Consider the following 14,425-nt stretch of genomic DNA (forward strand, 5'->3'; position numbering starts at 1 on the left):
GGTCTTGTTTTGATAGCTTTTGTCATGCGGCAGGAAAAAGAGGGATAGCATGCTGAATAGGTTAGTAGAAATTGATTCGGAACCCGCTTCCGAATGATTCAGAATCTATTTTGGAAAGGGCTGAGTTAAATGGATACGCAATATATGAAGGCTTATACAATTAAAGAGGTTTCGAAAATGCTAAATGTGCCTCCGGGGACCTTAAGACAATGGGAAAAGGATTTGAACGGATTATTGCTGATTCCTAGGTCCAAACAGGGAGCCCGTTTTTATACAGACCATGAAATTGCATTGCTTGAAAAAGTGAAGCAAATGCGCGATAAAAACCTGAGCAAGGAAATGATCCGGGAATTAATGCAAAAACATATGGACTATGCTTCTGAAACGGCTTCACCAGCAAATGAAACGGCTTTGGCGGCAATAGAACCGGAAACAGCATTACATAAAGAGCAGGAATCAGTCATGAATGCTGAACAGCTCATGGCTATCATGGAAAATTTCAGGGACAGTTTACTTTCAGATATCAGAAATGAAATTCGCAGCGGCGTTCGAAAGGAAGTATTAGAAGAAGTGAAAAAAGAGATTAGCAAAGGATCTTTGCATACCGTGAAAAGCCTATCGGATTCAATCTACAAATCAGGCGAAAAAACGAAAGCGGAAATTGAATCACTGTCAGCGAGGATTGACCAGACTTCGGAGGATACTTCCGAAGCGTTCGGAACTCTTTCGAAAAGGGTTGCGAAGAGTTCGAAACGTACAACTGATCAAATCCATCAGTTGACAAACAAACTGACGGAATCCTCGGAAGCATCCTCCGAAGAATTCAAAACCATGATCCATTACATCTCCTCTTCTGCCGAGGTGACCAGCACCGAAATCAGCTCGCTGATTGAAACATTAAATACGGACAGGGAAATTTATATCGAAACCATTAATAAAGAGCGGGAGCAATATTGGCATGAAGTAAAGCAGCGGGAAGATGTTTTTCAGGATATGATTGTTTCCTTCCGAAGCGCGGCTGCCTCACAGGAACCTGAAAAAAAATGGTGGAAGTTTTGGAAATAGGATTGTATATTTGAAAAGAACCAGGAGAGCAGCATTCCCTGGTTCTAGCTTTGCCTTCTGGCCAGGTCTTTCCGGTTGGGTGAACCTGGCGGCTGTTCCAGCCACTTGTGTTTGATCATAATGTCTGCCCCGTCTTTGGCAAACTGGGCGATTTCCAGAGAAAGACGTTCATAATTCAGGATTATATCACTTCTTTGACTGGCTGAAGCAGCTGCTGCATAGTTCCCTGATCCCAATGTACTCAGAAATGCCATAAGCTGCATCATCAGCCTTTCTGAGAATGGTGATTCAGAACTGCCGTTTACAGCATAATCAGGGGAATTAGGAGCCTGTATATCATTGTCCAGCAATGTTGCACTCAGAATCTTCACATGTTTTTTTGAAATTTCCTTACCCCGTTCCATATAGCTGATAATCTCTTTTGATTTAGCAGCCTGTGAAAAGCTGAGAGCCAGCATCGTTCCCACCATGTTGGTTTCCACATTAAATGATAAATGTGCAATCTCAATTGCATTTAGCGGCCGCGGCTTCCTTAAAGGATTTAACCCGCTTAAATAGCTATTATCATCAATCATGTCTATTTCCGCTGGAAGGTCTATGTATGGCCTTCTCAGATAAATTCCTTTCTCTAAAGCTATATCTGTAGCTTTTTCAAACAATTCCATGGTTTGATGGATGCATTTTATAAAATATGTTCTTAAATCTTTCCTGGCACTCATGCCCAAAGAGCTGCCATACGCAACAAGACCGGATTTGGCCATCTGCAGTAGGAATTCCAGCATAAACGTATCTGTGTACAATTTTTGCGCATTAAGGTTAACGTCATTACTCGAGAAACCTGCAGGTATTGGAAACCTTTCTTTTTGAAATAAATCGGTCAAAAACTTGATATGACCGTCCGATAATTGACGGGCGAATTCAATGACAGGTTTTATTTCATCATCTTCCACGGTTTTATCAAAGTAATCCAAAAGAGGCAATGACATACTGTCATTTTGGTAACCCGTCCATAAAACTGCCACTTCACCTGATGTCAAATGAACCTTGTTTTCTTCCATCCCATATCCCCCTAAATGTCGTTATTCTTTATCATTTCCCGAATTCTGGGAGTTATGAAAAAAGACTCCCTGATTGGGAGCCTTCACGTTCACTCTGATATAGAACCGGGTTTAATATTCTTCCCGTAAAAAATCTCGTCCATCTCTGTTGTAAGCCGCTCAGTAATCTCTTCGGCCTCTTTTGGATCAAGCTTATCCTTTGTGTAACCAAATAAATAATTATCCAAATCGAAGTCCCTTATTTTACATTTGGTATGAAAGGTGTGTGCCTGATAAATATTTACGTCGATCATATCAAAATCTTCTTTTGCTTCGTCAGGAATATAATTTTGGATTGAACTGATATCATGGTCGATATAAAGTTTTTTCCCGTCCTTGTCCCGTGTAAATCCCCTGACTCTGTAATCTATAGTCATGATGTCTGTATCAAAGGAATGGATCAGGTAATTAAGGGCTTTTAGCGGGGAAATTTCTCCGCAGGTGGATACATCTATATCAGCCCTGAATGTGCTGATTCCTTCGTCTGGATGATATTCAGGATAGGTATGAACGGTTATATGGCTTTTATCCAGCTGCATGACTACGTTATCCGGCAGCGGTCCGGGAGATTCATCAAAAGATTCAGCCGGTACCTCCACTACTGGACCTTCAGATACAAGAACCGTCACACTTGCACCTTGTGGCACATAATCCTGCTGTGCCACATTCAGGACATGGGCACCAATAATATCGGAAACATTCGTAAGTATTTTTGTGAGCCGCTCCGCGCTATATTCCTCATCAATATAATCTATATAGGCTTCACGCTCCTCCCTTGTCCTCGTATAACAAATATCATACATATTAAAGCTGAGCGATTTTGTCAGATTATTAAATCCATGGAGTTCAATTCGTTGTTCAGGTGTTAGTTTCATCATGCTTCCCCCTTTGCAGCTCATCTGTTCATTTTTCATTTTTATAATTATGTTACCCAAACTTTTCACTTAAAAACGGAAAATATCGAATCACGGTTAAAGTGACAGGCAAACAGGGTAGAAAAATAAGGAAAGCCGCAATGTTTTGCATTTCCGGATTTTTAGATCTTATAATGAATGGGCATACCTTTGATAATGGGTTTAAAGGTGCATGGGAGGAGATTATTTGAGGAAGGTTTTATTTATACTTATCCTGTTATTTCTCGGTTTCGCTTTTTCACAGCCGGATGAAAAATCAGCTGATGATTCCAAGTCAGGAACTGTAATGGATAATATAAAAACAGATATTCAGCTTTTTAAAGACAATAAGGACCTCCAGAATGTAATAACTGACGTTATGGAGGAGGCGCAAAACTGGGCGGATCAATTTCTCCTGACAATCGGGCAATATACCGGGGAAAAAAATCTTTCTCCTGAGGATAAAGCCGAAAAACCTGTTTTGGAAGCCCCTGAGGAACAAACCTTTTCTATTCATAACATAGAAATAGGAGATGATAAGGCGGAAATCGAAAAAAATCTTGGTCCCTCGGGCCGTATCTCCGCGAATGAATATGGAACAGACTGGCATGCCTATCATGATCACTATCAAAATTTCGTAATGGTTGCTTATGACAAGCAGGAAAAAGCAGCGGGCATCTATACAAATCAGGATCTGATTTCTTCCACAAAAGAGATTGCCTACGGGACGCCAAAGTCATCCGTGACACAGCAGCTTGGAAAGCCGCTGGATAGAATGAGAAAAGACTTGGTCATCTTCCAGCTTGAAGAGAATCGTGATTATGACTTATACGAACTGGATGGGAATTACGTAACCATTTTTTATGATAAGCATCGTAACAATACGGTCACATCCATTCAAATAATCAGCAAATCACTTGAAAAGCAAAAAGAATCCTTTTATGCATATGCCAGCAGTGTTTTAAAAGAAGGATTTGAATGGCAGCTGTTCGATATTACCAATGCAGAGAGAGTAACTCATGGAGTGCCCGTTCTGGAGTGGGACGATACTGTTAAGGAAACGGCGCGTAAGCACAGCAGCGATATGGCAGAGAACAATTATTTTGACCATACCAATCTGCAGGGCCTCTCCCCTTTTGACAGAATGCAGGCGGATGAAGTTTCGTTTATGTTAGCCGGGGAAAACCTTGCTTCCGGCCAATTCAGCAGTATATTTGCTCACGAAGGATTAATGAACTCGCTCGGACACCGCAAAAACATTCTGCGTGCGGATTATGAATTTTTGGGTGTTGGTGTCGCTTTTAATTCAAAATCACAGCCTTATTATACCGAAAATTTTTATGCCAACTAAAAGCTCCTGCTTCTGCCGGAGCTTTTTCTCTTGTTAAAAGCACATCCCCCTCTTTTGTGCATACCCTATATCAGCCTATCTAATATTGAGGGAACGGTGGTGAGTCAGAATGGCAGTGGTGAAGGCACGCGAACAGGATATAGATTTACTGGCCCGCCTTCTACGGGCCGAGGCTGAAGGAGAAGGCCAGCAGGGCATGCTAATGGTTGGAAATGTGGGGATTAACCGAATCAGGGGAAATTGTTCTGATTTCAAAGGAATCCGCACTATACCGGAGATGATACACCAGCCGCATGCTTTTGAAGCAGTTCAGAAAGGCTATTTTTATCAGCGGCCAAGAGAAGTGGAGAGAAGACTCGCACGTAGGGCTGTAAAAGGTGAAAGGATTTGGCCCGCTAAATTTGCACTATGGTATTTCAGGCCGCCTGGCGAATGTCCACCCACATGGTACAATCAGCCGTTTGCGGGGAAATTTAAGCTCCATTGTTTTTACGAGCCTACAGCGGAAGAATGCGAGAATATTTATAATACATTTTAATAAGGATCCCGCCGATTGGATACTGGCGGGGTTTTTTCTTGTCATTAAATTTCCTGATCTATAAGAATTCCCTTATTAACGTAATCAATTATTTTCCCTGCTTCATCAAACGCTCTTTTTCTTCCATAAGGATGCTGCTTCCATTGCTCTTTCCCGGTTGAACCATCATTAGAACATACTAAAGAATAGTTAATCCAATTCGGCATATATGTCAATAATGTTAAGTGCAGCCTCCTCATATGAAATGGAGCTGTTACAACGATGATATTGGAGATGTTCTCGAGTCCGCACATCCGGTCCATAACCAGCATAGAGGCAAGAACATTTTCTTTTGTATGAAGAGATTTATTTTCAAGGAAGAGGTCATTTGGAGGAATGCCGTACAAAATGGCTTTTTTCATTAACATTTCTGCTTCAGTCATTTCATTGCCCGGCCATTTTACACCACCTGACAAAAGCAGCTTTTTTGCTCTTCCTTCCTGATAAAGCCTGATAGCTTCCGGTAATCGATATTCTGCTGCTTTGCTGCTTCCAGGCACAAAAATTAAATCCCCTTTTTGCAGATTATCCTCAATACCCTCATAAAGCAGCTTGGTAACATCATTCTCATTTAAATGGCTGGGGCTGAATTCCGAGATTTTCACAAAATGTCCCCCTTTCGTTCCCAGCTTATATACTTCCTGTATTATACTATTCTTCCGGGACAAGAGCTCTTCTTATATATGCCTAGCAAAAAAGAAAAAGCAGCGGAAATCCGCTGCTTTTGTTTAGAATGTTTTCGCTTTGTCTTTTGCACGGGCAATGGCGTCAGCTTTTATTTCTTCAGCTTTATCAGGCATTGCGTTGTGCCCTTCCACAAAGAGACCCTCGAATGAAGGAACGCCGAAGAATTGCATTAATACTGTTAAATAGCGGTGACCCATTTCCATCTCTGCTGCAGGCCCCTCGGAATAGATGCCTCCACGAGCCTGGATGTGAATCGCCTTTTTGTCAGTCAATAACCCGATTGGGCCTTCAGCAGTATACTTAAATGTCTTGCCGGCTACTGCCACTGAATCAAGATACGCTTTCATTACCGGAGGGAACGAGAAGTTCCAAAGCGGTGTAACAAACACATATTTATCAGCTGCCACAAACTGTTCGCTTAGTTCTGAAAGACGGCCTACTTTTGACTTTTCATCTTCAGACAGTTCTTCAAAACCTTTGCCTGACTGAAGCTTGCCCCATCCACTGAAAACATCAACATCAATTGCCGGGATATTTTCCTTGTATAAATCAATATGAACGATTTCGTCATTTGGATTAGCTTCCTTGTAAGAATCAATAAATGCTTTTCCTGCTGCCATGCTATATGACACCTTATCATCATGAGGGTGTGCTGTAATGTATAAAACCTGAGCCATAATTTTATCACCTTTCCAATTTGAGTAGTCAATTTAGTTTGAATCAGAAGTAAAATATGTATTCATCCTGCAGTATGATCATTTTTATTCTTAATCCGAGATAATCATATTCAAAATAAAAAAGATTTTCAAATGATTTGCTCATGCTATTTTTAAATACCCAAAATTCATGTTGGATAATCCTCAAAAAAAAGAACCCTCATTGGGTCCATATTTATTCTTGTTCTTTAGGTGAATACGGATTAGTTCCGATATTTTTTCTCATTTCATCCGTTAGTTCAAAAGGAATGCTTGAAGTTGCTTCACTGTCTGTTTCGTAGTTCATTTGTACGCTTCCGTCATAATGAAATGGTTTGTTTTCCATGCTAAGATCACCTCTGATATTTGTTTTTATTATATTATATACTAAAAAGGACCTATTTTTTCAGAAAAATAAAAATAAATTATTTGTATCCCTGTAACTATTATCCCTCATTCTATCCTGGTTTATTTAGTGATAATAAAAAAGCATTATTCCCGTCTGGAAATAATGCTCATATACATCAAGGTGTTTTCTTCTTAATTTCGACCAGTTTAATTCTGTTATCTTCAATCGATTTTATTTCAAAATGCAGATGGTGGTATTCGAATGTTTCCCCTTCTTCAGGAAAATGCCCCAGTTCTTTTAATAAAAATCCTGCAAGGATGTCTTCCTCTTCGGGAATTTTTGTTTTAAAAACTTCATTGATTCTGCGGATTGCCAGTTTGCCGTGAACAATAATATGGTTTTCCGTTAATTCGTCGATCAGCACTTCCGCGTTTTCATCCGTTTCGTCTTCAATTTCCTGGCCCAGCATCGCTTCAAGAATATCCTCATGGGTGATGATGCCTTTCGTCCCGCCATATTCATCAAGAACAATGGCAAGGTGCTTCCTTTCTTTCATCATCATTTTGAATACCTTGTCAATGCTATGAAATTCATAGACAAATAACGGCTCTAAGTCGGTAAAATCCTTCAGGGATTTCTCTGGCTGATTGGACCAGGAGAGCAAAACCTTAGCATGGAAAACCCCGACAATGTTATCCATATTATCTTTATACACCGGATACCTTGTAAAACGATTATCCAGCACTATATTCTTTGCTTCTTCTATTGTTGCTTCAAATGGAATGCCTTCAATTTCCATTCGCGGCGTTTTTAGCGCATCGCTGACATCTAAATTATAAAAATCAATGATCCCTTTAATTCGCTGTGTTTCTTCTTCATGGAAGGTTCCTTCGCTTGTAGCTATATCAACCATGGTAATAAGCTCTTCCTTGGATACTGATACTGAATCCTCATCATTTTTTGAAAGAAATTTAATAATTCCTCTCGTGAACCTGGATATTAGAAAAGTGACCGGCTTTAAGATCAGCATTAGGATTCTAATGACCGGAAATACAAGATAAGCAATTTTGTCGGAAAAGCTTGCTGCGATGGATTTTGGCAGAACTTCCGCAAATAAAATTAGTGCCACAGTCAGAATACCCGTCGCCACCCCTACATTGAAATCATAGTCAAGCGCAATGATGGTAACCAGTGTAGGCAGCATGATATTAGCAATATTATTGCCAATTAATATCGATGTAATCATCTCATCAGGCTTTGACACGACATCCAAAATTCTTTGTGCTTTCTTATCATTATTATCTGCTCTGGATTTTAATTTCATTTTGTTAACAGCCGTTAAGGCAGTCTCACTTCCCGACAGGAAAAAGGACATGAACATGAAAAACAAAATAGCAATGAACAAAGTTGATTTCCTCCAATATTAATCCGTTTTTAATTGTTTTTACCCCATTAACATCCGAAAAAACGGTGCTGGGCAATTTTGTATACTAAACCATCATTATAAAGTAAATGAAATTATATCGAAAATAGAAACCATTTTTTCATTGTGCTCTTTTTATTAATTTCAATAAAATAACTCTCTTTGTCCATAATAAGCATGATTAAATAACTTGAAGGAAGATGAGAAGGATATGCGCAAGCTGATTTTGCTGCTTTGCTGCTTCCTGCTTATTATCCCGTCTGATGCATGGGGAGATACGGCAGAAAATCATTTGCAGGCAGCTTTTATACGAAATGGCTATTTGTGGATCAAGACCGGAGTGACTGAAGAACAGATTTCTGCTGAACCTGGAAAGTTCACAAATACACCAAAGTGGTCCTATGATGGCCAATGGCTCCTATATGAAAAAAAAGCGCAGGAACCTCATTCGCCTACTATCGAAAACAGCACAGAGATATGGGTATACAATGTAAAGTCAAAGAAGCATAAGAGGATTTTTCAAGGGGGCGGGAATGCCAAATGGGCACCTTCCGACTACAGGATTGCTTTCACCAGCAACGGAGTCTTAAACATATCGGATATGAATCAATTCTACAATATCGCTTTAGGTGTAGATGATTATAATTGGTATCCTGACGGAAAAGGATTTATTTTATCTTCAAGCGCCGACTTAAAGCCGGACGGCTGGACCAGCCCCATTCTATATAAGGTTCAGCTGCCGGAACAGCTTGAGGATATGAATTTAACTCAGCATGTGAAACCGTTTTTCACGTTACCTAAGGAAATAGGCAACGGCAATGCTTCCATTATGTCCATTAACGCAACTACATTTGAATTCTCACCTGATGGAAAATGGATTTCTTTCATAGTGAGTCCAACTGCATCCCTGGCCATGGACAGTGATATGGTTTGCGTCATTTCTCCTGATGGGAAGAATTTTGAAGTTCTTGATGAGATGATCCTTCATCTGGACGTCCCCAAGTGGGCGCCGGGCAGGAATTTATTGGGCTACATTGCAGGCGGGGGCAGAATTGTGATGGGCTTCAAGAATAAAAAATTGAAGGTGGCAGAATTGCCTGCCTTTAAAACCTTGAACCTTACCCCTGCTAAATTTGCAGAAATGGGTTTTACGTGGGTGGATAATGAAATACTCGTAGCATCACGAGTGGATGAAAGTGAATGGTCAAATGATCCGCAAAGACGGCCTGAGCCAACACTCTGTCTGATTCAGCTCAACAAGACCCAGCAGACGAGAATCACCTATCCCAAAAATTCAATTGGAGATTATAACCCTCTTTACCTAAAGACAGCCGGTAAATTAACATGGGTCAGAAAAAAGCTTGCAGAGCAAAAAGGCGATCTATGGATTGCTGAGCTTAGCGGAAAAAATGCAAAGCTATGGGCAAAAGATGTTGAACAATATTCATTTTATGAAAACAGAGGACAAAAAAGCGGTTCCTAAATGGAATCGCTCTTTGTCTCAGTCCGATTTTTGTTCCATTTTGTGTATAGAAAGGAATACTTCCTCTAAGGAGGCACATTTGTATTCTTTGTAAGCTTGATCAAGTGTTCCATGAAATTTTATTTTCCCGTTAAATAAGATAATCAGTTTGTCGGCGATTTCTATGGCGTCCCTCATAATGTGACTGCTGATAATGATCGTTTTATTCTTATCTTTCAACTCCTTTATTATCTTTTTCAGCTGAATAACCCAATAGGGATCCAATCCGTCTGTCGGTTCATCAAGAATATAGATGTCGGTATCGGCGAGCAGACACTGAGCCAGATTAAGCCGCTGACTCATCCCTTTTGAAAATCCTCCAGCTTTCTGGTTCCGTTCGCTCCATAAGCCTGTTTTCTCTAAAACTAATTTGATCGTTTCCTTGTCTTTATTTAAAAATCGAGCATAATAATCAAGGATTTCATAAGGTGTAAGCTCTGCTGGGAACATCATTTGGTCAGGCATGTAAGCAAATGGCTTTTGCTGTTTGGAATGGAACACCACACTTCCAGTGGTGGGACTTTCAACATTTGTCAGCATTTTGATCATCGTACTTTTTCCCGCTCCATTCCCCCCGCATAATACGATACATTCCCCCTGATCAATGTGGAGATTCAATGGTGCTAATGCTGTCTTGTTTTTATATGCTTTGGATAACTCCTTCATTTCCACGATCATCTTAAACACCTCTTTTCGTTAAAAGCCGGGCTGAAGATAGGATGGTGATTAGAATTATGAGGGTAATGGATATTGTAAGGGCAAGAGTTAAAGAGCCATTTGCTCCCCACTCTTCGATTATTAAGTATTCAGGACCGAATACATATTCAGAATTCAGTTTAGAGATCGACCATACGCGCACGGATTCAACCGGGTTCAAAAGGATAAACATGAACAGGCTGTTTTGCTTGACTGCATATGGAACCAACCCGATGACAGAAAAGATGATAAATTCGTAGACAAACACCATTAGAATCCATACTATAATGGCTGCTGACAGTCCCTGCATCCTTGTTTTGGAAAGGGCTCCAATCAGTAAGGATGCCGCTGAGAATACAAGGATTAAAAACATGTTCACCAGCAGAAAAACCTGATAAATATGGGCTGCAAAAGAACTGCCAGCCAAAGATGAGATCAAGCCGAATAACCCATATGAAATACCTGCTGCAAAGAATAACGAGAGGACCAAAGCCAGGAATTTACTGATCAGATAATATCCTGAAGATGCCTGATAGGTTCTATATAAGGATAATCTCCCATTTTCTTTATCGGCAATAATGGAACTACCTCCAAGAATCATGCAAATGACCGGAATCATCCAAAGAGATAGGTTGATCAGCATGGCAATCGAACGGTTGTAGGCAGACTGGCTGAACCCTTCTGTATTGCCCTCTTCCGTCTTTATTTCTTTAAGGCCGTAATATTCCGGGTTCACACCCATTGTCTCAATATTGTCATTAACACCTTCCAGCCCATACGTTACTTCAGCGGGATCAGATTTTACAGACTGGAGGCCGTATAAATAAAGGAGAACTGCCAGAAAGAAAAATAGAATCATAAAGTTTAAAAGCCATCTGCTTCTTAACAGCAGCCGTAGTTCATGTTTTGTCATAGTAAACAAAAGTCCGGGATTCATCTTGATTCCTCCTCGTGCTGAGGGTAAATATCTCGTTAATGGCTGTGATTCTTTCCGTCTCCTTTAAAGCTCTTTATATCGGCTTTCAGGAGCTCTTCTTTCGAATATTCAGTTCCTCCATGTTCTTTCCGGTATTCCTCAGCTTTTTCCAATGATTCAAAAGCTGCTATTCCATAGCTCATGGGGCTTTCAATATCGCTGTGCTGTATAAATGCAGAAGCATCAAACGATATCCATTCCCTGCTGAGATAATCATGGACAAAGGCTGCCTCATATTCAGGCTTCTCTGACTGTAAATATTGTGTCATACACCCAATATCATCGAACAATACAGGCTCACCACTTTTTAAAATTATCTGTGCTGCTGATTCCAAATCAGCGATTCCCATATTACAGGCAGCACAGCTATCCTGATTCAGTTTAATTTCTGCCGGCTCCGATGCTGGTGAAGAACAGGCACTCAGCAATATTGCGAGAACAGCCATTAGGAGAACAGGTTTAAATTTCATAGTGCTTCCTCCCATAATTCAATATAAGCAAACTTGTTAAAGTGATAAGAAAAAAGAACAGGATTAAAGAAGGTTCACGGCTTGGAAGGGCATTCCTTTTTTCTGATTTGAGTTCTTTCTGCTTTACAGGCGCAGCTTTAGCAAGCGGTGACTCATCTATGATAAAGGCATCTGATGGAATCGGAGTGTATTGTTCAATCATATTCCACAATTCTACGGCCGGACTTTGATAAAAGATCTGCAGTAAAGGCTCTTCATCTGCCAACTGATAAAAAACATCCCCGCTTTTATAGGCAAAGTCCACTTTATGGTCATGATCCAGATTCAATAATTGATGATCATCAAAATAGTTGCCATAGGTATCCTTACTGAATAGATTCCTGTTATCTTTTTCAGAGATGATTTGCCTTGTATTCCCGGAAAAATTATTTAAATAAATGATATTATCATTTGAATTCTTCCCCATTTCCAGGCCGGTATCATTTTCCTGAATCTGATTAAATTCAAGTCTGTTCCGCTGTGCATTTTCAAGAATCATTCCTCTGTAATTGCCCCTCACAATATTGGAAGCAATTTTGGAATCAAAGGTGTCATACATAAAAATCCCGGCACCCTCATTTTCTGTATTCTTATAAAAATAGTTTTCCAGGATAAATACTTCATAGCTTTGCATGATCATGAGCCCGTTGATGCTTTCGGTCACCCTATTGTCTGCAATTAAAACATTACGGGAATCCATTGTGTGCACGCCATAGCGTGCTTTGGACATGATGTTCCCGCTGACTTCGCAAAAATCAGAATAGGACACATAAACACCATCCTGCGTGTGGTAGAAGTAATTATTTCTTACCGCAGTATTTGGAGCTTCAACCAAATAGATGCCAAAGCCCTTGTGACGGTCCTTACTTTGGAAGCTTGTAATGATATTATTTTCAAACCGGTGTCCATATGAATTCCTTGCATATATGCCGTGAAAAACATTCCTCAGCGCTATATGGTGAAGATAGGCACGGTCTCCTGTCACATAGATTCCGGCATTCTGTGATCCGCTTCCCTCCACTTCCAGGTTTTCCACTATGACATCATCACCTGAAATTGTCAGCACATGGCCATTTTCAGATCCTATAATTCTTGTTCCTTTATCCCCGATAATATGAACTTTTCTCTCTATTGAAAAACTTCCTTCATATTTTCCAGAATGTAATTTAATGACTGATACACTCGGATCCGACAAGGCTTCTCTCAGCTCTTTTGATGATGCTGCAGAGAATTCCTGAGCGGAAGCTTTTCCGGCCAGGATCATACTGAAAAATAATAGAAACCATCCGATTTTTTTATACACTCAGCAATCACCTGCCCGGAAATATGCGTTCCGGCTATCTCTTTGAAGATAGCCGAAAAAGGTATTCCATTTTTAATTTTTCTCTTGTATAATTTAGTTTGAGTTGAGTTTTTATTTATATTTAGTGGCTCATTGTAGCCTTACCGTCGTCTTCACCGGTCGCAGTTACCTTTAGAATGGCGACGGCTCCTTTTTGTGCATGGTTAAATTGATGCGTCACGATGGGGTAGCTGCCTTCCTTCGTTACGGTAAATTCCACAACAGCTCCGCCGCTCGCCGGGAGCATGACCGTCTGGAGACCTTTGTAATGGTTAAAAGGGTTGCCGTCAATGTATACATCATCAAACACTGTACCCACCACATGGAAAGAGCTCACTTCATTTGGCCCCACATTATTTACATACATCCTTACTTTATCCCCTACTTTAGCCAGAAGCGGTTTGTCTTTAAGTGTGAACGTATCCCCATTTGTATTAGGGTCTCCCTCTTTTAGCGCCTTTGTTGAGAAAACTACATGACTCGGAACCCCATTTGTAAAATCATCAAGGTCGTTGTATTTATACCATTCGTTTTGAATAATTGTATATTCTCTATCAATCTCTTTATCAGTCGGATAGCCGGCTTTTGGCTTAACAATAATCGTTCCGTGCATTCCGTTTGCGATATGTGATAATACCGGTGAAGTTCCGCAGTGATACATAAACACGCCAGGTTTATTGGCAGGGTAACTGAATGTTCCCGTCTCATCAGGCTTGACGTTGGAGAAGTCTTTTGAAGGAGCTGCGTGTACAGCGTGAAAATCCATGCTGTGCGGTATTGCCGGATCCATGTTTTTTAAGGTGAAATTGATTGTGTCCCCTTCATTGACAACTACTACCGGTCCTGGTGCTTCCCCGTTAAATGTCCACGCTTTATAGAATTTTCCTTTATCGATCTCGATATCTGTAATTTGGGAAGTCATTTCGACATTCACTTCATTCTCTCCGACTCTTTCAATCTTCAATGGAATAGGCTCCTGATTTAAATCTTTGTGCGGAGCGATTGCTTCAGGCTGGGTTTCTGCTGCCAGTACTTTTTCCTCGGGCTGAAGTGCATTTTCAGGTGCTGCCCCCTGGCTGCATCCCGTTAGCAAGCCTATGCCTATTGCGGAAGTAAGCAGATATTTTACTCCTTTTCTCATCTTAATTTCCTCCTTTTAATCGATTGGTTTATCTGCTTTTATCATATGGTAAATCAGCTCTGAAATTGGTGATTTTTCTCACAAGACTTTGGAATTCTGTGA

General features: G+C 40.4%; 15 protein-coding genes. 4 read left to right on the forward strand and 11 right to left on the reverse strand.

Annotated elements, in window-relative coordinates; translation table 11 throughout:
- The first annotated feature begins 129 nt into the window (after window positions 1–129).
- Window positions 130–1,065, forward strand: coding sequence for a MerR family transcriptional regulator (locus CHI10_RS03335; protein ID WP_095242907.1), 936 nt, complete (start codon window positions 130–132; stop codon window positions 1,063–1,065).
- Window positions 1,066–1,109: 44 nt separating this feature from the next.
- On the opposite strand, the gene CHI10_RS03340 is transcribed toward CHI10_RS03335, so the two are convergent.
- The gene (locus CHI10_RS03340; RefSeq protein WP_095242908.1) at window positions 1,110–2,123 is read right to left on the reverse strand and encodes a DUF3231 family protein; all 1,014 of its coding nucleotides are present in this window, start codon (window positions 2,121–2,123) and stop codon (window positions 1,110–1,112) included.
- An 89-nt stretch (window positions 2,124–2,212) separates the two neighbouring features.
- Window positions 2,213–3,037, reverse strand: a complete 825-nt coding sequence (speD, locus tag CHI10_RS03345; protein WP_095242909.1) for an adenosylmethionine decarboxylase — start codon at window positions 3,035–3,037, stop codon at window positions 2,213–2,215.
- 226 nt (window positions 3,038–3,263) lie between these two features.
- Between speD and CHI10_RS03350 the strand changes: the two genes are divergently transcribed.
- Together CHI10_RS03350 and CHI10_RS03355 are read left to right on the forward strand one after the other, a co-directional pair.
- Window positions 3,264–4,406 carry a CAP domain-containing protein gene (locus tag CHI10_RS03350; protein WP_286136999.1) on the forward strand — a complete coding sequence of 381 codons (1,143 nt, stop codon included), beginning with the start codon at window positions 3,264–3,266 and terminating at the stop codon, window positions 4,404–4,406.
- Between the two features lie 109 nt (window positions 4,407–4,515).
- Window positions 4,516–4,944 carry a cell wall hydrolase gene (locus CHI10_RS03355; protein ID WP_095242911.1) on the forward strand — a complete coding sequence of 143 codons (429 nt, stop codon included), beginning with the start codon at window positions 4,516–4,518 and terminating at the stop codon, window positions 4,942–4,944.
- Between the two features lie 44 nt (window positions 4,945–4,988).
- On the opposite strand, the gene CHI10_RS03360 is transcribed toward CHI10_RS03355, so the two are convergent.
- From CHI10_RS03360 to CHI10_RS03370, 4 genes are all read right to left on the reverse strand, one after another.
- The gene (locus CHI10_RS03360; protein ID WP_095242912.1) at window positions 4,989–5,588 is read right to left on the reverse strand and encodes a YdcF family protein; all 600 of its coding nucleotides are present in this window, start codon (window positions 5,586–5,588) and stop codon (window positions 4,989–4,991) included.
- A gap of 123 nt (window positions 5,589–5,711) precedes the next feature.
- Window positions 5,712–6,347, reverse strand: a complete 636-nt coding sequence (locus CHI10_RS03365; protein ID WP_095242913.1) for an FMN-dependent NADH-azoreductase — start codon at window positions 6,345–6,347, stop codon at window positions 5,712–5,714.
- A 214-nt stretch (window positions 6,348–6,561) separates the two neighbouring features.
- Window positions 6,562–6,711, reverse strand: a complete 150-nt coding sequence (locus CHI10_RS22205; RefSeq protein ID WP_179288939.1) for a hypothetical protein — start codon at window positions 6,709–6,711, stop codon at window positions 6,562–6,564.
- 178 nt (window positions 6,712–6,889) lie between these two features.
- Window positions 6,890–8,119: a CNNM domain-containing protein gene (locus tag CHI10_RS03370; RefSeq protein WP_095242914.1), complete on the reverse strand. Its 1,230-nt coding sequence runs from the start codon at window positions 8,117–8,119 to the stop codon at window positions 6,890–6,892.
- 208 nt (window positions 8,120–8,327) lie between these two features.
- Between CHI10_RS03370 and CHI10_RS03375 the strand changes: the two genes are divergently transcribed.
- Window positions 8,328–9,620 (forward strand): TolB family protein, encoded by a 1,293-nt coding sequence (locus CHI10_RS03375; RefSeq protein ID WP_286137003.1) that lies wholly within the window; start codon window positions 8,328–8,330, stop codon window positions 9,618–9,620.
- Window positions 9,621–9,638: 18 nt separating this feature from the next.
- Here the strand turns inward: CHI10_RS03375 and CHI10_RS03380 are convergent, their stop codons facing one another.
- The 5 genes from CHI10_RS03380 to CHI10_RS03400 form a co-directional block, all read right to left on the reverse strand.
- Complete coding sequence (locus CHI10_RS03380; RefSeq protein WP_095242916.1) at window positions 9,639–10,337, reverse strand: ABC transporter ATP-binding protein; 699 nt, start codon at window positions 10,335–10,337, stop codon at window positions 9,639–9,641.
- 1 nt (window position 10,338) lies between these two features.
- Complete coding sequence (locus CHI10_RS03385) at window positions 10,339–11,292, reverse strand: ABC transporter permease (protein ID WP_095242917.1); 954 nt, start codon at window positions 11,290–11,292, stop codon at window positions 10,339–10,341.
- A gap of 35 nt (window positions 11,293–11,327) precedes the next feature.
- Window positions 11,328–11,801, reverse strand: a complete 474-nt coding sequence (locus CHI10_RS03390) for a nitrous oxide reductase accessory protein NosL (RefSeq protein WP_095242918.1) — start codon at window positions 11,799–11,801, stop codon at window positions 11,328–11,330.
- Entirely contained in the window at window positions 11,791–13,143 is a 1,353-nt protein-coding gene (locus tag CHI10_RS03395) for a right-handed parallel beta-helix repeat-containing protein (protein WP_095242919.1), read from the reverse strand. Before CHI10_RS03395 ends, CHI10_RS03390 begins: the two co-directional genes overlap by 11 nt.
- Window positions 13,144–13,264: 121 nt before the next feature.
- The gene (locus CHI10_RS03400) at window positions 13,265–14,323 is read right to left on the reverse strand and encodes a multicopper oxidase domain-containing protein (protein WP_095242920.1); all 1,059 of its coding nucleotides are present in this window, start codon (window positions 14,321–14,323) and stop codon (window positions 13,265–13,267) included.
- Window positions 14,324–14,425 lie beyond the last annotated feature (102 nt).

Origin of the sequence: Bacillus sp. 7894-2, from assembly GCF_002272225.1 — a bacterium.
In the GTDB taxonomy this organism is placed as follows: Bacteria; Bacillota; Bacilli; order Bacillales; family Cytobacillaceae; genus Cytobacillus.